This is a genomic window from Aureibacter tunicatorum, from assembly GCF_036492635.1.
GTDB classification, from domain to species: Bacteria; Bacteroidota; Bacteroidia; order Cytophagales; family Cyclobacteriaceae; genus Aureibacter; species Aureibacter tunicatorum.
Genome location: NZ_AP025305.1, coordinates 3,874,983 through 3,893,716 on the forward strand (window position 1 = coordinate 3,874,983; position 18,734 = coordinate 3,893,716).

General features: G+C 38.5%; 17 protein-coding genes. 8 read left to right on the plus strand and 9 right to left on the minus strand.

The window, feature by feature from the left end; genetic code table 11:
- Nucleotides 1–150 precede the first annotated feature (150 nt).
- The 8 genes from tsaD (at nt 151) to AABK36_RS16390 (ending at nt 8,636) form a co-directional block, all read left to right on the plus strand.
- On the plus strand, nt 151–1,170 hold the full coding sequence (gene tsaD, locus AABK36_RS16355; protein WP_309940256.1) for a tRNA (adenosine(37)-N6)-threonylcarbamoyltransferase complex transferase subunit TsaD: 1,020 nt from the start codon (nt 151–153) through the stop codon (nt 1,168–1,170).
- Nucleotides 1,171–1,175: 5 nt separating this feature from the next.
- Entirely contained in the window at nt 1,176–1,652 is a 477-nt protein-coding gene (gene smpB, locus AABK36_RS16360) for an SsrA-binding protein (RefSeq protein ID WP_309940254.1), read from the plus strand.
- Nucleotides 1,653–1,659: 7 nt separating this feature from the next.
- On the plus strand, nt 1,660–2,406 hold the full coding sequence (locus AABK36_RS16365) for a C40 family peptidase (protein ID WP_309940253.1): 747 nt from the start codon (nt 1,660–1,662) through the stop codon (nt 2,404–2,406).
- Nucleotides 2,407–2,563: 157 nt separating this feature from the next.
- Nucleotides 2,564–3,082 (plus strand): RNA polymerase sigma factor, encoded by a 519-nt coding sequence (locus AABK36_RS16370; protein ID WP_338390289.1) that lies wholly within the window; start codon nt 2,564–2,566, stop codon nt 3,080–3,082.
- 35 nt (nt 3,083–3,117) lie between these two features.
- Nucleotides 3,118–4,281 (plus strand): FecR family protein, encoded by a 1,164-nt coding sequence (locus AABK36_RS16375; protein WP_309940251.1) that lies wholly within the window; start codon nt 3,118–3,120, stop codon nt 4,279–4,281.
- Nucleotides 4,244–6,916 carry a TonB-dependent receptor gene (locus AABK36_RS16380; protein ID WP_309940250.1) on the plus strand — a complete coding sequence of 891 codons (2,673 nt, stop codon included), beginning with the start codon at nt 4,244–4,246 and terminating at the stop codon, nt 6,914–6,916. Before AABK36_RS16375 ends, AABK36_RS16380 begins: the two co-directional genes overlap by 38 nt.
- Nucleotides 6,917–6,931: 15 nt before the next feature.
- Complete coding sequence (locus AABK36_RS16385; protein ID WP_309940249.1) at nt 6,932–7,735, plus strand: DUF4249 family protein; 804 nt, start codon at nt 6,932–6,934, stop codon at nt 7,733–7,735.
- Nucleotides 7,736–7,799: 64 nt separating this feature from the next.
- A complete protein-coding gene (locus tag AABK36_RS16390) occupies nt 7,800–8,636 on the plus strand; it encodes a FecR family protein (RefSeq protein WP_309940248.1) in 837 nt (278 codons plus the stop codon).
- Between the two features lie 86 nt (nt 8,637–8,722).
- Here AABK36_RS16390 and AABK36_RS16395 read toward each other — a convergent pair whose 3' ends face one another.
- The 9 genes from AABK36_RS16395 to AABK36_RS16435 all read right to left on the minus strand — a co-directional run bounded on the left by AABK36_RS16395 (nt 8,723) and on the right by AABK36_RS16435 (nt 18,683).
- Nucleotides 8,723–10,000 (minus strand): methyltransferase family protein, encoded by a 1,278-nt coding sequence (locus AABK36_RS16395; protein WP_309940247.1) that lies wholly within the window; start codon nt 9,998–10,000, stop codon nt 8,723–8,725.
- Nucleotides 10,000–10,878 carry a hypothetical protein gene (locus tag AABK36_RS16400; protein WP_309940246.1) on the minus strand — a complete coding sequence of 293 codons (879 nt, stop codon included), beginning with the start codon at nt 10,876–10,878 and terminating at the stop codon, nt 10,000–10,002. Before AABK36_RS16400 ends, AABK36_RS16395 begins: the two co-directional genes overlap by 1 nt.
- A 68-nt stretch (nt 10,879–10,946) precedes the next feature.
- On the minus strand, nt 10,947–11,447 hold the full coding sequence (locus AABK36_RS16405) for a GbsR/MarR family transcriptional regulator (protein WP_309940245.1): 501 nt from the start codon (nt 11,445–11,447) through the stop codon (nt 10,947–10,949).
- Between the two features lie 144 nt (nt 11,448–11,591).
- Nucleotides 11,592–12,746 carry an alpha/beta hydrolase-fold protein gene (locus AABK36_RS16410; RefSeq protein WP_309940243.1) on the minus strand — a complete coding sequence of 385 codons (1,155 nt, stop codon included), beginning with the start codon at nt 12,744–12,746 and terminating at the stop codon, nt 11,592–11,594.
- A gap of 97 nt (nt 12,747–12,843) precedes the next feature.
- A complete protein-coding gene (gene corA / locus AABK36_RS16415) occupies nt 12,844–13,893 on the minus strand; it encodes a magnesium/cobalt transporter CorA (RefSeq protein ID WP_309940242.1) in 1,050 nt (349 codons plus the stop codon).
- Entirely contained in the window at nt 13,865–14,731 is an 867-nt protein-coding gene (locus AABK36_RS16420) for a mechanosensitive ion channel family protein (protein WP_309940241.1), read from the minus strand. The genes corA and AABK36_RS16420 overlap by 29 nt, the downstream gene beginning before the upstream one ends.
- Nucleotides 14,732–14,814: 83 nt before the next feature.
- Entirely contained in the window at nt 14,815–15,288 is a 474-nt protein-coding gene (locus tag AABK36_RS16425) for a hypothetical protein (RefSeq protein WP_309940239.1), read from the minus strand.
- A 233-nt stretch (nt 15,289–15,521) separates the two neighbouring features.
- Nucleotides 15,522–17,150, minus strand: a complete 1,629-nt coding sequence (locus tag AABK36_RS16430; RefSeq protein WP_309940238.1) for an alkaline phosphatase family protein — start codon at nt 17,148–17,150, stop codon at nt 15,522–15,524.
- A 60-nt stretch (nt 17,151–17,210) separates the two neighbouring features.
- Nucleotides 17,211–18,683: a T9SS type A sorting domain-containing protein gene (locus AABK36_RS16435; protein ID WP_309940237.1), complete on the minus strand. Its 1,473-nt coding sequence runs from the start codon at nt 18,681–18,683 to the stop codon at nt 17,211–17,213.
- Between the last annotated feature and the right edge of the window lie 51 nt (nt 18,684–18,734).

The window sequence follows — 18,734 nt, forward strand, 5'->3', positions numbered from 1 at the left end:
TGTAATGCATATTGTTTAATTTAATAAAAACCTTTTATAAATTGCGAGTTCGTTGGCAGGTTTGAGGGCCGAGTAGCCATGCAAGGTAATTTTTTTTGTCATTTTTGACAATTTAAAAACGGAAAAATTAAGGATTGTTGTCGCAGGCAAATGGATAAAAATACTGGAGATATAAATATATTGGCGATAGAATCATCTTGCGATGAGACATCAGCATCTATCGTAGCAAATGGAAAAGTGTTGAACAACATCGTGGCAACTCAAAAGGTCCATGAGAAATATGGTGGAGTAATTCCAGAATTGGCTTCAAGAGCTCATCAACAAAACATTGTACCTGTAGTCGACCAAGCTCTAAAAGAAGCGGGCATGGATAAAAAAGACTTGAACGCTGTTGCTTTCACTAGAGGACCGGGATTATTGGGAGCTTTGCTTGTAGGAACATCTTTTGCCAAGGCATTTGCCTTGGGAATGAATATTCCATTGATAGAGGTCAACCATATGCAAGCACACATTTTAGCCCATTTTATCGAAGGCAAAACGCCGTCATTCCCATTTTTATGCTTGACAGTAAGCGGAGGACATACGCAAATCGTGCTTGTCAAAAGCCATCTAGAAATGGAAGTCATTGGCAAAACGCTCGATGACGCTGTAGGCGAAGCTTTTGACAAGACAGCTAAACTCCTTGGACTTCCTTATCCTGGGGGCCCTTTGGTTGACAAGTATGCTCAACAAGGCAATCCGAATGCATACAGTTTTCCTATGGCGGAAATCAAAGGCTATGACTATTCATTCAGCGGCATAAAAACCGCCATTTTGTATTTTCTTCGTGAGCAAAAGAAAGCCAATGAAAATTTCATCGAAGAAAACATGAATGATATTTGTGCCAGTATTCAGCACACCTTCATTGCGATGCTATTGCAAAAATTGAAAAAGGCTGCGAATAAACACAAAATACGGCATATCGCTATTGCAGGAGGTGTGTCAGCAAATTCAGGCCTAAGAGCATCTCTTCAAGAGCTAGCGAAAAAACACAGTTGGGAAGTGTACATACCAGACTTCCAGTACTGCACCGATAACGCCGGCATGATTGCCATGGCGGCACATTTTAAATACTTGGCTGGAGACTTCACTTCCCAAACAGTAAGTCCTATGCCGAGAATGAGTTTTTAGATTATATGGCTAATAAAAAAGACAAGCAGAACAGGTTCGCCAAGACTGTCAATATAAAAAACAAAAGAGCCAATTTCGAATACGAAATACTTGACACTTTCGTGGCAGGAGTAGTTCTCAAAGGAACAGAAATCAAGTCCATAAGAGAAAGCAAAGTCAGTCTTACTGACGCCTTTTGCGTGGTGGACAGAGGCGAAGTATATGTAAAGCAGATGCATATCACTCCATTTTCTCACGGCACTGATCAAAACCATGATGAAACAAGGGTTCGAAAGCTATTGCTGAATAAAAAAGAGATCACCAAAATCAATTCTAAGCTAGAAGAAAAAGGCCTTACGCTAATCGTTAGAAGGCTTTTTATCAACGACAGAGGGTACGCTAAACTTGAACTTGGCTTAGCCAAGGGTAAAAAGCTTCATGACAAACGTGAATCTATAAAAGAAAAGGACATTAAGCGCGATTTGCAACGCATTAAATACTAAACGCATTGTGGATATTCTTGGCAAAATAACTCTTCTGGCTGTTCCTCTCAGAGCAGAGCCCAGAGATTCTTCAGAAATGGTTTCGCAACTAATTTATGGCGAAACATATCGGGTCAATGAAGAAAGCTCTAACAAAAAATGGTTGAAAATCACAGTAGACCATGATGGCTATGAAGGCTGGTTGGACACTAAACAGCATTCTCCTTCCGCTACTAGCACTCCTGAATTATCGAAAAGAATTCTGGAAGGAGGAGTTGCATTCCATAAGAAAGCTGGAAGAAATATTTTTTTACCTGAAGGATCTGTTGTTTCGACAGAAGATTTTGATTGGAAATATTTCAATGGTAGCTTTTCCGCTGGTTTTCAACACTTTTTAACATCGGAAATAGGAAGTTTTTTGGAAACATTTCTAGGAAGTCCTTACCTTTGGGGAGGAAGAACTCGATTTGGTGTCGATTGTTCCGGTTTTACACAAGTTGTTTTGAGCATGTGCGGTATCTCGCTGCTCAGAGACGCATCGCAACAATACACTCAAGGGGAAGATATAGAGTTCGGCCAACAGAAATTCGGGGATTTGGCATTTTTCAAAAACTCTGAGGAGAAAATCACTCATGTGGGGATTTGCGATGAAAATGGGGAAATTATCCATGCATCCGGCATGGTTCGTAAAGACAAACTTACTTCCGAGGGAATCTTGATCACTGATGAGAAAAGACTTTCCCACGTACTTGCTGGAATAAGGAGAGTACTGTGAATTTGACTTATAAAATAGGCGCATCAAATATCTAATTGACCTATTTTACAATAATTCACATTAATTCTGCCTTTTTCTTATTTATTCTGCTATATTGCTTTTTGAGCAAGAAGATGAGATTTTTAAGTTATTGTTTATTATTAAAAATATAAGCTGAGTGTCTTTGGAAAAAAACAAACAAACAGTTGAGCTGAAAGACTTCAAGCAGATATTTGATCAATACTATGCGCCAATCAGGAATTTTGTTTACTACAAAATCAAGGACATGGATGCCGCTGAGGATATTGCGCAGGAAGTTTTTGTCAAAGCTTGGGAAAAAAGGGACGAGTTGAGAATGGAGACGGTCAAAAGCTATCTTTACACTATCGCCAACAACCTTTCGATTAATCATGCGAAGCATGGAAATGTGGTTATGAATTTCATCAACAAATTCACGCACAGATCCAATGCGGAGTCGCCCGAGTATATCATGGAGCTTAAGGAATTTGATCAAAGGCTGCAAAATGCCATTTCAGGTTTGCCGGAAAAAAGCCGTACTGTGTTTCTGATGAACAGAATCGACAAACAGACTTACAGTGAAATCGCTGTCAGCCTGGATATAAGCGTAAAGGCTGTCGAAAAAAGGATGAGCAAAGCTTTGGCTATGCTTAAGGAAAAGTTGAACGTCAAAATTTAGACGTTTCCCTTTAATGACCTAATAAACCCTAATTTATGAGCAAAGCTTTACAAGATATTGACAAGTTTAATCGATCCCTTTTAGAAGGCGAGCTTAACGAAAGCGATATAAAGAACAGCTCCTCCAGTCACTATAGCGAAACGGATATGGAGCTCATCAACAATATTATCAAAACTTCCGAGACGCTCGATATACCTGAACAAGCCAAATCAACTAAAAATGCTTGGGAAGACCTCTTGTGCAAAATTGATACTGAAACATCCATAGAAGATATCAATAACGAAATAACTGAAGACAGCAAGCTTTCAGACTTGGTGGAAGAAAGCCTTGAAAATCTTGATGTGCCTTCTGCAAAGACCACAAATGAAGCTTGGAACGAGTTTTTAAATACAATTGGGGAAAGTGAAGAGTCTGATACTCAAAATACAAACGCTTCCAGTGAAGCTAAAGTAGTAAGCCTGCACTCAACTACGGAACAAACTAAGAAAAAAAGCAATAATATGCTTACTTGGGGGCTAACCATGGCTGCTGCTATAGCTTTAGTCGCTGTTTCTGTCTTTGTATTCAATAATTACAATCAAAATAACGATCAGTTTTACGCGACACTTAAGGGGGAAAAGTACACCATGTTTCTTCCCGACAGCTCTAAAGTCATAATAAATGCGAACTCTAGAATCGCATACAACCAAAAAACTTGGGACAAGGAACGAAATGTCAAGCTTTCCGGCGAGGCTATTTTCGAAGTAAAAAAAGGAAGCGCTTTTACAGTAAGCTCCGACCTAGGTAGTGTAAGTGTGTTGGGAACCAAATTTGACGTGAACTCAAGAGACTCAATATTCGAAGTGGAGTGCTATTCTGGAAAAGTCAAAGTCAAGTCCAAAGGCGATGAAAAAATTCTCACCAAAGGAAAAGCGACACAACTTCATGACGGCAAGCTTGCTGAAGCATTTGACATTAATATTGAAAAAAGTTCCGCATGGGTAAATGGAAACTTCTATTTCCAATCGGAATCATTGAACAAAGTCATCAATGTCATTGAAAATCAATTTAATGTAACCGTTTCGACCGATGTGAGCACTGGCCAACTTTACACTGGCCATTTTACTGATAAAAACTTAGAGCAAGCATTGGATTTAGTTTGCATCCCTATGGGACTTAGATTTGAAATCAATAATAACAAAGTCCGCATCTACCGTTGACAGAGTGAGAAGAACCGTATTCATTATATTTTTTACGCTTTTATTAAGCCTTCATGGCTATGCTCAAAATCAAGCTTTGGAAAGTTTATCACTGTCTGGTAAATTCCATAACCAAAGCTTGATCAGTGTACTTAATGAGTTGCATCAGGACAAAGGAATAAATTTTGCCTACAATGACGACCGGCTGGAAGGTATAATAATCGATAAAGACATTCCAAAAACCAATTTGGAGAACTTTTTATACACACTGCTTGAAAACACAGATCTAACATTCCTCATCATCGATGATACGATTATCATCAAAGACAGCTCATTAGGTCCTTTCAAAATCAATGGAAAAGTGGTTGAAGCCTCCAGTCAAGAAGCTTTGCCATTTGCGACTTTATACCTTGCTGATAAAAGCGAAGGAACGACTACAAATCAAGATGGCTTCTTTTCCTTCGCAGGAGTGCCGAATGACACCGCTACTTTTTTTGTGAAATACGTTGGATATAAAACTGAAAAAGTAAGGCTGAACCCCGGAAAAGTGAAACAGTTCTTAGTCGTTCCTTTGGAAAAAGAATCTCGTGTTCTCAATGAAATCGTTGTCAATGATGTCGCCGATGTGATCTTGGAAAACACGCCTGTTGTTGGGCTGCAAAACATTAGCGCCCCGCAACTTGAAGTGTTGCCAACCTTGGCTGGAGGAGACGTATTCAGAAGCATGCAATATTTGCCGGGAGTCGACGCTACTAACAACTCCGGAGGAGGCTTGTCGATCAGAGGCAGTCTGCCAGACCAGTGCCTTGTACTGTATGATGGGGCTACCATCTACAATATGGATCACTTCTTCGGGTTATTCAGCGCATTCAATCCCGAAGCGATCAAAAACATCCAAATCATGAAAGGAGGGTTCGATGCAAAATATGGAGGAAGAGTAGCCGGAGTAATCAATATGTCAGGAAAAAGCGGCAATGCTTACGAACCTCACGCATCCATCGGCATGAACTTCCTCAATGCTCATGGAGTCTTCGAATCCCCATTAGGCAAAAAGGCGACAGTCTTTGTAGCTGCCCGTCGCACATATTCTGATTTGATAAACAATCCCACATTCGACAAAATCCTTGAAGAAAGCGGAAGGTTTGATGACAATACGAGAATTGAAGGAAATGATGTGACCAACAATTACGACTATTACTTTTATGACATCATGGGAAAGGTAACATATAGGCCTAGCTCCAAAGACATGATATCATTCAGCACATACACTACCACAGACAAATACAACTCGCAACAACTTATTACCAACGACACCATTCGTTTTTTTGAGGAATCCAGTTCTCAAATAAAATGGAGAAATATTGGCTTAAGCGGGCAATGGGGAAGGCAATGGACGCCAAACTATTACTCTCACCTCATATTTTCATACTCTTCATATTTCAATAAACTAGATCATTCATACGCTCTTGATTTAGACAATGAAGTTATCGATCAAGAAGACATCGCTTTGTCTTTCTCTCAAGACAATTCTGTCAGGTCAAGAAACATGAAGTTTGACAATGAATACACATTCAACGACAAACACCGATTGGATTTTGGAATAGAGATAGAAAATATCAATATATTTCTTCATCAAGAATTCATTACTTCAAATGTTAGAAATGATGATATAGACAACTTAATAAGTTTATACGTCAAAGATACTTACACTCCAAATGAAAAGCTTAGCTTGACTTATGGCCTGAGAACCATGTATTCTGAAAACATCAAAAGAAACTATTATGATCCAAGGTTTTCATTTTCCTATCTTTTCAACAAAAAGCTAAGACTTAAAGGAGCTTGGGGCATATATCATCAAGCGATATCAAGAGGTATCAGGGAAGTGTTTTATTCCAACAACCCTGACTTTTGGGTGCTGTCCAATGGCATGGATATTCCTGTATCCAATTCCACACACTATATGCTGGGGCTTAACTACCAATGGAAAGGCTTCGACTTCGATATGGAAGCGTACTACAAAGATACTCGCAACTTGCTTGAATACGTGCCCAGAACGATCAACTCTATACCACAAGAAGGCATTCCATACGATTACCTCTATTTTGTTGGCGACAATACTGTCAAAGGAATTGACTTTACTGTAAAAAAGGATCTAGGACTATACAGCGGATGGCTTACGTATACGCTTTCTGAGGTATTATCCAAAATACCCGAGCTCAATGAAGGAAAACCTTTTCCCGCTCAACAGGATCAACGACACCAGTTCAAATCCGTCAATATTTTCAAAATCAAGAATTTTGACATTGGCCTGACATGGATTTATTCTTCAGGCAAACCTTATACAGAGCCTAAAATAAGCTATAGGCTTCATGATGTAGACGAAATGAATATCGAGTTCATTGATCTTTCAGAAGTTAATAACAGAAGATTGCCTGCCTACCACCGACTGGACATGTCGATCGCTTACGAATTTGGAATGGGTAAAAAGACCAAGGCTGTTATAGGCGTTGAACTGTATAACATTTATAATCGTAGAAATATACTCTTCAGAGAGTTCAGATATGACGAAATTTCTCCTTACGAGGTGGAAAAAAAGCAATACGACAGAACTTCCATATCTTTCACTCCGAGCTTATTTTTCAAAGTTAGTTTTTAATGAAAATGTAAATCTATGAAATTTCAAACTTGGCTTTTATTTCTGATTATAACATCGCTTTTCACAGCTTGTCTTCCCAAACAAGACGAAGCCTCCATAGATTACGTCGTTGAAGCTTATTTACGCGCAAATGGACCTATTGAAAATATTCTGCTTTACAAAGTCACTGGAAATGATCGACAAACTGTAGTTTCCAATGCGCAAGTTCTATTAACTATAGACGACCAAACCCTGCGTTTGAAATACTCTACAGACAAAGGGTATTATTTTCCCGATTCGACAGTGCTCGTCGAGCACTCAAAAAGCTATCATCTAAAAATGCTTGTTGACGAGCGTGTAATAGAAAGCACCACAATAGTTCCCGAAGTTATCATAGCTCCTTTTCGAATGCCCAAAGTCATCAGTATACCGGATGACTCTACAGCGACAGGACTGCTTAACCGTAGACTAGCTACTTTTAAATGGAGCAATATCGACAAAGAATACTATCTAGGAAATCTGAAATATATGGAAAACAAGCCTGATCCGCTGCCGTACAAAGGAAGCCGACTTGCGTCTCTTGCCGAAAGACTTTCCGTTGTCAATCTCCCCACGACTGCTGACACCATTCCACTTATAGGAGCAGACTTTACGGATTACGGAAGATATCAATTCATTCTGTATAAGATAAATGATGAGTATGTAGAAGTGTTCGACGGCAACAGCTTGGTTTCCTTATCCACCACATCCAATATTGAAAACGCACTCGGAATTTTCACCGCAACCTCTTCAGATACTTTTTTCTTAAATGTTGTTAGAAAAAATGTCGTTTTAAGGTAGGGTATTTTTGATATCATTTGTAAAGATATCAAAAGAATGTTGAACCTTTAAGCGATAGACGGATGTGAAAAATATAAGCGACGAAGGCAGGATTCTGCAATCCGCATCCTGCTGGCAGGTAGACGCAAACAAAAGCGTGGACCAAGCCTGGAGTGAACTGGCCTCCAGATTAAGCCAAAAAAATCAATCCACAAGCCAGCCCAAAGGTATTTCAAGGCATATTGGCAGCTATAAAATGCTCATCACTGGAAGCATTGCGGCTTTGCTTTGTGTTGCGATCGGGCTTTTCTTATTTAGCCAAAGCAATATTACCAAGACAGTGGCTACCGCCGATAACGAAAAAAGCAATATAATATTGCCGGACGGATCATTTGTCATGTTGGATGAAAATACCAATATCGAATTCAAATTCAATAAATTGACAGGAAAGAGAAAAGTCAATTTTGAAGGAGAAGCGTATTTTAGAGTTGAGAAAGGCGAAGAATTCGAAATCCTTACCTCCAAGGGAATCGTATCCGTGCTCGGAACTTCATTTGATGTCAAATCAAACAACAATTCACTTGAAGTCACATGCCACTCAGGCAAAGTTTCTGTGAGCGATCCGAAACATGGCATTTCATCTCAAACTCTTACCAAAAACCATAAACTAACATATGCAAAAAAATTACATATAGAGCAAACAGATCTCAATACAGCATTTATTTTGAACACAGTGCCATACTCTCAAGTCTTCAAGATCATTGAAGAAGAATTTGGCCAAGAGGTAGATTATCCTCAACGTTTGAAAAAGCTGACTTTCTCAGGCACTTTGCCTGTTGACAATCTTGAGAACTCACTCAAGGTAGTCTGCAACACACTAGGTCTTCAATACCTAACGGAAGATGTCGTAAAGGTTTACTAATTATTTGATACGACAGACACACTCTTCCACTATACATCACAAATCATCTCATGCCACGGCTGAAGCGAATGCTTGCAGCCGTTTTTTTATGTCTTCTGTTTTCTCACACCGTTTTCAATTTCACAGGGTGCTTCATTAAAACCAACTCCATCTACTATGACCTGCAATAATTCATGAATCACTGGCAATCGCATAAACCAGCCTAAGCTAGCCCAAGCCAAGTTGATATGCTCAAAAGCATGCGCAATAGCATCAACGCTTCTATATTCATTGCCTAAATAATCAACATATGTGACCTGAGCAATTTTCTTATGATAGTTGTCTTCATAATCAACCTCAAGGTTAACAGTCTCTTTTTCTTTAAACCAAGAATGAACTCCTTCGCATGGATTGCAACCTTTTTGAAAATATATTTTACCAACAGGATAATGCTCCGGCTTCCATAAAAATATCCACGATGGCACACTATTATTATAGTCATCCCACTCTTTTCCAAACCTCACGAACATATCTTCATGCTCCTGATGATTAGAAACACCTATCACATAAAAAATCGATATCAATGTTCCTATCAATATCCAATAGTTGTCATAATAAATGCTGATAGGTATGAATATAAATGTGAAAGACCATTGGATAGGGTTCTTTATATAAGCATACACGCCATTTCTCACTAAATTATTGGTTTGGTCATATGGAAATGGAGTTCCTTTGCCTTTTTGAACCAAATCCAAGACTGCGATCAATGAAGGCAGACTAATCATGAAAGACAACTGAGTCGTCAAACTGTCGGAATGAAAATAATCCGGCTGAAAAGGGAAATAGATATTAATGCAAAATGGAATTGTCAAAAATAAAAAGATCCCCATTACAAACATTTGCATCAAGGCTCTCAACCACACCAATTTGCGATAAATAAAAATCCTCGCCCATAGATATCCCGGCAAAAAAACTAAAATTATAAGCAACAGATCTCCCAACCACCAATATTCATGCAATGTTAATAAACCTTCTGATTGAAGCATAGGCATCAAGACGAAATCAATCCAAAACAATACTCCTGAGACTATATGCATGTAATTTCCCCGTAAAAAATAAACTGGCATCACTCCCCACAAAACAATCCATACAAAGTATAAATCCCAAGGCATTTGAATGACAGTGTTTTCGTGCTCCGCAAAACTCCAGAGCCCATAATCCACACTGATGATATTAAATAAAGGTAAAGTCGAAGCAATCCAAAGGCTTGAAAAAAACATTGCCCAATTGATTCTGCTATTTTGATCCTTTTTCAGAGCTAAATAAAATAGAAATACAAAAGACAAGAACAATAAGACATCTCGAATAACAGGAACTGTCAACATTATTTTAACGGTTTTGCCTCAGGAAAATACGATTTAATTAAATGTTCGTTCATCAAGCCAACAGCATACCTTTCTATAGGCACAAAATACCAACTAGGCGACAATCTGCAGTCGAATTTACTTGTCCACTTGATTAGCGTTTTACCTCCTTCAAAATATTGCAATTCAACTTTAGCCTCTTTCCATCTTAGCCAAGATCCAACATGCGTATTGTCCGAGACCGGTTCAAAAACTATCATTTGTCCTGTTTTGTCCTTGACCATCAATTCCAAGGTTCCCAAACCTTTTGTGCTGGACAAAAAATCTATTTTTCGCAAATCTCCTTTATTGAGGCCTTCTCCATTTATCCCTTGAGGCATTGGAAAACCTATTTCAAAAAAAGAAGGCAAGTTTTTCTTAAAATTAGGCTGTTGATTCAGATCGCTGATATGCACTACCTCATCAATTACTAATTCTTCTTCAATGACAATTCCTTGGCTAGGTACAGAATAATCGATCATAGACGAGACAAGCATTAAAACGATAATTCCTGAAAAAGAAAACTTCCTCGTTTGATCTTTCTTCACTATGATTTTATCCAACCACACAATGATTCCTCCAATTCCATAAAATATCGGGGATGCAAACAATATGCACACTGTTCCCTCCCCTAAAATTATAGAAGCGCATAGTAAAAATAATGTCATGGAATAAAAAAATGCCTTGTTTTTATAAGTAGGTTTTTTAGTATACTTCACTACCAAAAAAGCGCACAACGCTGGCAAGCCAACAAACATCAACGAAGTTCTAGAGTAATTCCCCAAGACTATCAACCGATAAGCTATACTGCAAATGGTCAATATCAAAATTGTCGCCAACAACTTATTTTTTGATTTCATAAGTTTAAATAGTTTTGTAGTTTCAGAAATTATTGAAAGTTTATTTTAAATAAAAAGGGAAACCGAGATTACCCTTTGATTTTCATGATAAACTTTGTCCACCATTTATTTTCAGCTTTTATGAACATGTCCAAAAAGGAATCCGCTTGTTTGGCAAAACCATTCAGCTCTTTGGTCATTTCCTTAAAATGCTTGGATTTCTCGTCAATCGGCTCCACTTCCTGAACTTCATTAAGTATTTGAAGAATTGGATCCAGCTCCCTCTTTCGTCGTTCTTTGGCAACTTGAACAGCCAACTTCCAAGGATCTTTATCAGTAGTGAAAAACTCCTTCCTTTCGCCCGGCTTCAATACTTTGCTTGCCAAGCCCCAATCAATGAGCGCCCTGACATTCATGTTCGTATTGCCTCTTGAGATCTTCAAGTCCTCCATGATTTCTTCAGCGCTAAGCGGCTCTGTAGACACCATCAACAAGGCGTGAATTTGCGCCATGGTCCGGTTTACTCCCCAGCTTGAACCCAATGCGCCCCAAGCTTGAATATATTTTTCCTTAGCTTCTTCATATTTCATGACTCAAATATGAATTAAAGTTTTCTAACTTTCAAATATTTCTGAAAGTTTATTTTATTAAACATTACTTTTCCATGATAGAAACAAAAAAGCACTCTGACCAACTCAAAGTGCTCCATATATATACCGATGTATTGCCACAATCTACTTTCCAACCACGAACTTCAAGGCTTTCGGCATGCGTTCCGCCCAAGCGGACTCGAAATGCTCAGCTTCTGGATCTATAACGTACATCAAATCGTCTCCTATCACATAACCTTTTCCTGCAAGGGCTGACATCATTTCATCAATACCAGGCTGCAACTTTATTTCCAAGCCTTTGCCTCCATTGTCAATATAGAGCTTCAATGGCTTTTTTTCTCCCGTAAAAGACTTAACGTCTTTCACATAATCAATTTGCTCGATTTTAAACGCAGGCGACATGCAAATAGCACCTGAATAAATATCCGGATACTCCCATGCCAACATAAAAGCCATAATTCCACCAGCAGAAGAGCCTCCAATATAAGTATTTTTACGATCTTGCAGCGTTCTAAACTTCTTGTCAATCATCGGCTTAAGTTTGTGAGCCATAAACTCCATATACGCAGTTCCTTTTTCACCCGGGGTATATTCATCCGTTCGATTCACAGTATTGTAAACCCCAACCACAATAACTGATTTCAGCTCCTCTTTGGATATCAGGTCCGTTACGGTTTCATCCACCTGCCAGTCCACGCCAAATGACGAAGTCTTGGGATCAATGATATTCTGCCCATCATGCATATAAAGCACTGGATATTTCTTTGATTGATGCTCATCATAGTCCTCAGGCAACCAAATAATCACATCACGCGGCAAAATGCCTTCCCCTTCCACATTTTTCATATACTCCACATGTCCAGTGATCTGTCCTTGAGGTTCAATATCTCCATCTTTCCAAAAATAAATCGAATGATTTGCCACACTATCCTCAAAGGAGTTCAAGTAAAAATTAGGCAAAGGCAACCCGTTCGCGTCAGCTCCCTCATTTTCCCAGCTCCCCAACGTAAACTTATATTCCACAGCTTCATCCTCAGGCAACATCAAATCAATGCTCCATTTATGACCTCCGACATAACTTAACTTCACTTGATTAGGGCTCCAATAACCCAATTCCTCCAAACTCCCTGAAATATAAACCTCTTTGTTCGCATCCAAATCAGGAGATTCAATTGTAAAAGTGACATTTTTCATTTCATCGGAGGAATTTTTTGAACCACCACAAGCATACATGCCAAAAGACATTGCCAGCAAAAAAATTATATTAACACATCTCATATTTGAAAAAGTTGATTACTTATTCAAAACGAAACGACATCACAACATAGTATTAATACACAACAATATTCAACTATCACAATAAAAATCAAAGCAGTCAAAACCAGTGCTTCCTTCTAAAATATGCTAGCATGGCCCCCACTATCACAAGCATCACAATCCAAATCGACAAGTAGCTCCACCTCCAAGTCAATCCGGGAATATGAGTAAAATTCATTCCATACACGCCAACAAGAAACGTCAAAGGAATAAACAAGGTCGCAACCATTGTCAAAACCTTCATAACTTGATTCATTCTGTGTCCCTGAACTGAAAAGAACAAATTCACATTGCTTTCCAAATTCATTGTCAATTGATCGCATTGATCAATTAATGACAAACACAAGTCTCTCAATTCCCAAAAATACTTTCCACTTCTTTTCTCAATCAAATCAAACTCAAGCCTTTTGAACGAATTCATGAAGTCTTTGATTGGGAGAATGGTTTTCTTGATATTCGAAACCTTCAATTTGAGTTTTTCAATATCTTCCAAGAGCTCCGGAGTGAACTTCTCTTGGGAATTGATAAAGTCAAATGCATCGACAGCTTCTTCTATATCGCTTAGAGTTTTGAAATAGTTATCTAAAATTGCCTCCAACATCAAATAAAAAAGATAATCAGTCCCTCTCTGTCTTACCAAGCCAACATTATCTCTGAGTCTCTGTCTGATATGGCTGAAGTAATCGGCCTTTTTCTCCTGAAACGAAAACACATAATTTTTCGAAAGAACAAAACTTACTTGTTCTATATCCACTACAGAAACGTCGGAAGGCAAAACCGATTTGATCGACATAAACCAATACCCTTCAAATTCCTGAAACTTCGGTCTTTGGTTCACATCCAAAATATCTTGAATCACAAGCTGATGCACACCTGCATTTTTACAAATACGCTCTATAACTTCAGGCTTGTTAAGGCCATGAACATTGAGCCAACAGATCTCATCTTGAGACTTAAAGTTAAGTTTTGCAACTGTTGACACATTCTTTTTTTCCACCAAGCTATCTTGATTGAAGCGAAAAGTTTGAATACCAACAGGTTCTTCCACCAAACTTCCTGTATATACAGGAGTCGATCTGTCAACTTTCTTTCTGTTCAACCTCTTCATCCATCTCTTTTTTATAAACTATCGTTCTGTAAGGAAAAGGTATTTCAATTCCTTCCATGTCAAACCTTTCCTTAACCGACTTGAGCAAGTCGCATTTCATTATAAAGCCTTCATCATTTCCAAGGGTCCACATATAAGCTTTCAAATCCACAGAAAAGTCCGACAAAGCAATCACTCTCACTACCACAACAGGCGATTTGTCCATCTTTTGAAGCTCTGTGCGCACATCAAGCAAATACGGATGCTTCATCGCTTCTTCTTTAATAATCTCTGTCGCTCTATCTATATTCGTGTCATAACTAATAGAAAAGACTATGTTTTGACGAATTTTTTTATCTTGAATATTGCTGTTGATAATAAGTTCCTCGCTAATAATGCTATTCGGGATGACGATTCTTCTGTTTTCGTAATCTTTGATAATGGTATGTCTCAATGTGATTTCCTCCACTTCCCCCTTTTGGCTATTTCTAAATTGGATAGTGTCCGTGACTCTAAAAGGTTTGAACATCAAGATGAAAATCCCGCTAATAATATTTGAAAATGCTTTTTGCGAGGCAAAACCCACTGCGACAGTCACAATCCCAGCTCCAGCCGTCAATGCTTTTCCCAGCGTCTTCAAATAAGGGATCTTATAAAAAATAAATACCAAAGCAATCGTATAAATCAGAAAGCCTATGGAATTCTTGATAAAAGAAAAATTCGTGGGGTCGGTCTTAATTCTAGCGGAAAACTTAGTCACATACAAGTGAGTTAATTTTCTGAACAATACGGTTAAAACTGTCGCTATACCCAATGTATAAGCAATGAGGAGTATGTATTCAAAATGGTAATTATCCATATTTTGGATAAAACCAAAAACTCAGCCAAGCTAAAATAAGAGAGCGCCAAAGAACCCTCCTATAACCACTAAATACAAATTACTTAAAAGTACAACTCAAAAGGTTGCCAATTAGAATCAGGATCATTGCCCGACACATCAATGCCTGCGTACATTTCCCATTCATGCACTGCATTTTCACCATGATAAGTGCCATTTACATTTACGGGTGCCTGCCACTCCACTATCCATTGATAAGTTTGATTCGCTTCCAGTGTTTGAGCTCCTGTCGCTTGAATCTCAGTTTCAAATGTTTCATGATGTCCGCTGAAATCTCTTCTAGCATATCCGCCATCTCCATTAGGCACACTCACTCCTACTACTTTTACTTTTTCCGCCGCTCTGATTTTCAAATACACATTCCTTGCATTCATATCTGCACCTTTAACTACAGCATCAATGATAAATTTGATCGGTTCATTGCCATTATTTACCGACTCTTCCGTACGAACGCTTATCGTAGCGCCACCCCCAGTAACAAAATTCGCCGCTTGTTTAAGCTTGTCAAAAAGACCCATAATTTAAATTTGCTCTTAAAAAATATTTCAATTACAATACAAACAAGCAACAAAACACATATTAAGTAAAATTATAATAAATAAATTAATATTATATAAATTGAGTATTTATGAAATCCTTTTTATGAATTACAAGCAAGCAATTTTAGCTTAATAAAAGTCAAGATCATCCCCCAACAGTAAACCTTTTAAGAAGTAAAAACAAAAATTGTCGAACAGAAAAATTCACCATGCTACAACACTTCTTTCAACGGCACTGTAGAAGACGCATTAGGCAATGAGACTCGAAACATCATCGACAGTGTAGGAGCAATGCTCGTGATTTCCTTTCTTTCAACACTTTCTCCTTGTGGAATTTTCCATCCATACCATACATTTGGAACATGTGTATCATAAGTATAGGCCGTTCCATGATTTGCCGCCATATATTTTGACTGCCAGCCTGGCTCATGCATAAAAAACACATCGCCCGAACGAGAAGGATAAACTCCTCTTTTCAACATTTGTCTAACTTCATCGTTTTTAAAACTCCGCGACAATAAGTCTGTCTTGGACACAACATCTCTAATACCTTCCTGCTTTTTAAACCAATTCAATGCTATTTCTTCCACTTCTTCTTTAGTGATACCTTTACGAGTTGCCTGCTCAAAGTCAAGGTAAACTTGCTCGTCTTTCAATCTCAAAACGATGTCAGTCAATCCATATTTCTGTTGAAAATAATTATTCAAATGTTCTCGCAACTGATTTTTTTGAGTAAGACCTGTATGAAAATGATGGTCAGAAAGATGTTCTGAAGTATGCATTCCGCCATGATCGGCAGTCAGTACTATGACATAGTTGCCGTCTCCGACTTTTTGGTCTAAGGCATCAATCAAATAACCTATATCCCTATCGAGCCTAAGATATGCATCCATCATCTCCAGTGATCCTGCGCCATATCTATGCCCAATATAATCTGTGGCTGAGTATCCAATTATCAAAAAATCTGACACATCTCCTTGTCCAAGGTCTTCTCCTTCAATGCAAGCAATCGCTGCTTCTGTCAATAATGTGTTTCCAAACGGTGTTGTGCCGATAAGATCATGCTCATTTCTTCCAAATGTATATGGAAATACCGGCGATTGTTCTGTAATACTGTATTCTTCTTTTCTATTATCATTGCTTACCAATGAAGCTGGATATTGATCAACCGGCAACAGCAAGGGCCAGCCATCTTTCAATAATTCTTCTGTTCGCTCTTTTCCATTAAATGAAATAGCCCATTGAGGCAAACTGTCTCTGTAATACGAACTTGTCACCAATTCTCCTCCACTAATCCAATAAGCAGCATCTGCGGCATGCCCTGAGGTCAGAACAGAAGCCCTTGCTTTAATGCCAATACCTATGACTTTGGACTCTCCATAAGTTGCAAGCTTTAATTCATCGCCTACGGTTGACGCCAGCAAATTCGCTGGTGAATATGAAGCGGAGCCTTTACTTTTATTCCGATGGCTTATCAAATGAACGGTAGTGTCGCTGATAGAAAAAATTCCTTTTTTCAGATTTTTGTCAAACCACCCATTGCCTCCAATACCATGACGAGAAGGAGTGGTTCCTGTAAATAGCGAAGCATGTCCAGGAGCCGTTCTGGTAGGGATATAATTGTAGTGTGTATTTCTAAAATCAAAGCCGTTCTTTCTCAGTCTATTGAATCCATCTTGAGTATAAAGTTCTTTGAAACGGTCCAAATAATCATAACGCATTTGATCAACAACAATGGAAACAATCAATTTTGGCTTATCAGGTTTTTGAGGTTTTGAAGCTTTGCAATTTGTCAGTATCAAAGACAAAACCGCTAAAATAAAAGTGTGTCTAGTATTCATTTATTATCGATGTAAATAAGAGCCAAAGGAGAGGTTTTCTCCTTTGGTCTTTAATAGGAATTATTTAACTACAAGTTTTCTTGATATTTTTTGCTCACCGAATTGACAAACCACAAGGTATGTTCCTTCATTGATGCTATGGGATTTCAAATCAAGTCGATAGCTTCGAGTATTCTTGTCGATAGTCTTTGTTGCTTGTACTCTACCCAATAAGTCTATGATCGAGATAGTAGCATTTCCCTCGAATTCCGGCATGTCGATATTCAGCGTATTTTCAGCGGGATTAGGATAAAGCTTGAACTCCGCAAATAGAGCTTCATCAACTGTTTGTTGCAAAGACAATTTCTCATTCGCAAATGACTTTCTTCCAGCTGAATTTTTCAGTTTTGCCTCAATCAAATTGAAAACCTCTGTAGAGGCTGAAGCAAAATCAAGCTCCACTTCAGCAGGTTCGAATTCATAGATATCAGACACAGGCTTGATCACAACTTTGCCATCTCTTGACCCTACAGGAAAACTGAAACGACCATAAGTTACCGTATTTCCACTCAAAGTATCTTGGTTGAATTCATAATCAAATTCCCAAGCAACTTCACTCAATACACTGCCATTGTATACAACTTCTCCTCTGTACGATTTGTATTCATTATTAAGCACAGTAGCGACAGCGTAAACATCTCCCTTGCTTTCGAAATCAACGACCAATTGCCAAGGCTTCTTACCACTCAGCTTCCATGCGATCAAGCTATATCTCAACAAATTATCATATGCATTCAGAACTTTAGCTTTTTCCTCATCTCCAGCTCCAATCAAATCGCTGACTGCAAAGGCATTCAGATCATAAAAATCCACTTGATGCTTGCCTCTATAAATCGCATCGTAAGCATACACATCCGAAACGTTTTGACGCTTGTTCGATGTAGCCGTTCTAATGACATGCGATTGATAATTGCCATTGATACTGCTTGTATGCAGGATTCTTTTGCCTGAGGCTAGAAACTCTCCCAATGTTGGAATGTAACCAGACTGTATCGTATAAGTGTAGTTTTTTAAGTCAGAGTACTTATTCCACACTTTCTCAACATCCGACGCTCTTGTTTCCATTTGATTTTTCACCACCAAATACTTATTGGGATCATTCGCTAAAGATTGGGAAATTCTCTGCAAATAGAATTCTAAATCTTTATAAGGCCATCCCCAAGGAACTCTTTCGCCAATTCCATAGTGCGCAATAATGATCTTGCTGCCAAACAATGGCTTGTGATAGTCAAGCTCTATTCCTGTCATGCCATAAGACAATTGATCTTGAAAGCCTCTAATGTGGTTTTTCGCCACCCCAAATCCATCTCTGTCGGCACTGAATGTATTGTGCGAAGATGGAATGGTCACTTGATTCAAAGGATATCCAAACCAAGCGAAGTCCACTCTAAAAGTATTCGCCACAGGCTTTGGAGGAAGGTCTAATGTCTGTGCTTTGGATTTTGAGACACAAAAAACAAGGCACAGCAAGGCTAGTAAACATGTTCTTTTCATGATTAAATCATATAATGGTTAGAAATAAAATTGATTATTAGAAAGTATTAA

Bases quoted from the DNA above. Each gene is read 5' to 3' on its own strand.
- tsaD (WP_309940256.1), top strand. From the start codon at position 151: ATGGATAAAAATACTGGAGATATAAATATATTGGCGATAGAATCATCT.
- smpB (WP_309940254.1), top strand. From the start codon at position 1,176: ATGGCTAATAAAAAAGACAAGCAGAACAGGTTCGCCAAGACTGTCAAT.
- AABK36_RS16375 (WP_309940251.1), top strand. From the start codon at position 3,118: ATGAGCAAAGCTTTACAAGATATTGACAAGTTTAATCGATCCCTTTTA.
- AABK36_RS16385 (WP_309940249.1), top strand. From the start codon at position 6,932: ATGAAATTTCAAACTTGGCTTTTATTTCTGATTATAACATCGCTTTTC.
- AABK36_RS16395 (WP_309940247.1), bottom strand. From the start codon at position 10,000: ATGTTGACAGTTCCTGTTATTCGAGATGTCTTATTGTTCTTGTCTTTT.
- AABK36_RS16400 (WP_309940246.1), bottom strand. From the start codon at position 10,878: ATGAAATCAAAAAATAAGTTGTTGGCGACAATTTTGATATTGACCATT.
- AABK36_RS16405 (WP_309940245.1), bottom strand. From the start codon at position 11,447: ATGAAATATGAAGAAGCTAAGGAAAAATATATTCAAGCTTGGGGCGCA.
- AABK36_RS16410 (WP_309940243.1), bottom strand. From the start codon at position 12,746: ATGAGATGTGTTAATATAATTTTTTTGCTGGCAATGTCTTTTGGCATG.
- corA (WP_309940242.1), bottom strand. From the start codon at position 13,893: ATGAAGAGGTTGAACAGAAAGAAAGTTGACAGATCGACTCCTGTATAT.
- AABK36_RS16420 (WP_309940241.1), bottom strand. From the start codon at position 14,731: ATGGATAATTACCATTTTGAATACATACTCCTCATTGCTTATACATTG.
- AABK36_RS16425 (WP_309940239.1), bottom strand. From the start codon at position 15,288: ATGGGTCTTTTTGACAAGCTTAAACAAGCGGCGAATTTTGTTACTGGG.
- AABK36_RS16430 (WP_309940238.1), bottom strand. From the start codon at position 17,150: ATGAATACTAGACACACTTTTATTTTAGCGGTTTTGTCTTTGATACTG.
- AABK36_RS16435 (WP_309940237.1), bottom strand. From the start codon at position 18,683: ATGAAAAGAACATGTTTACTAGCCTTGCTGTGCCTTGTTTTTTGTGTC.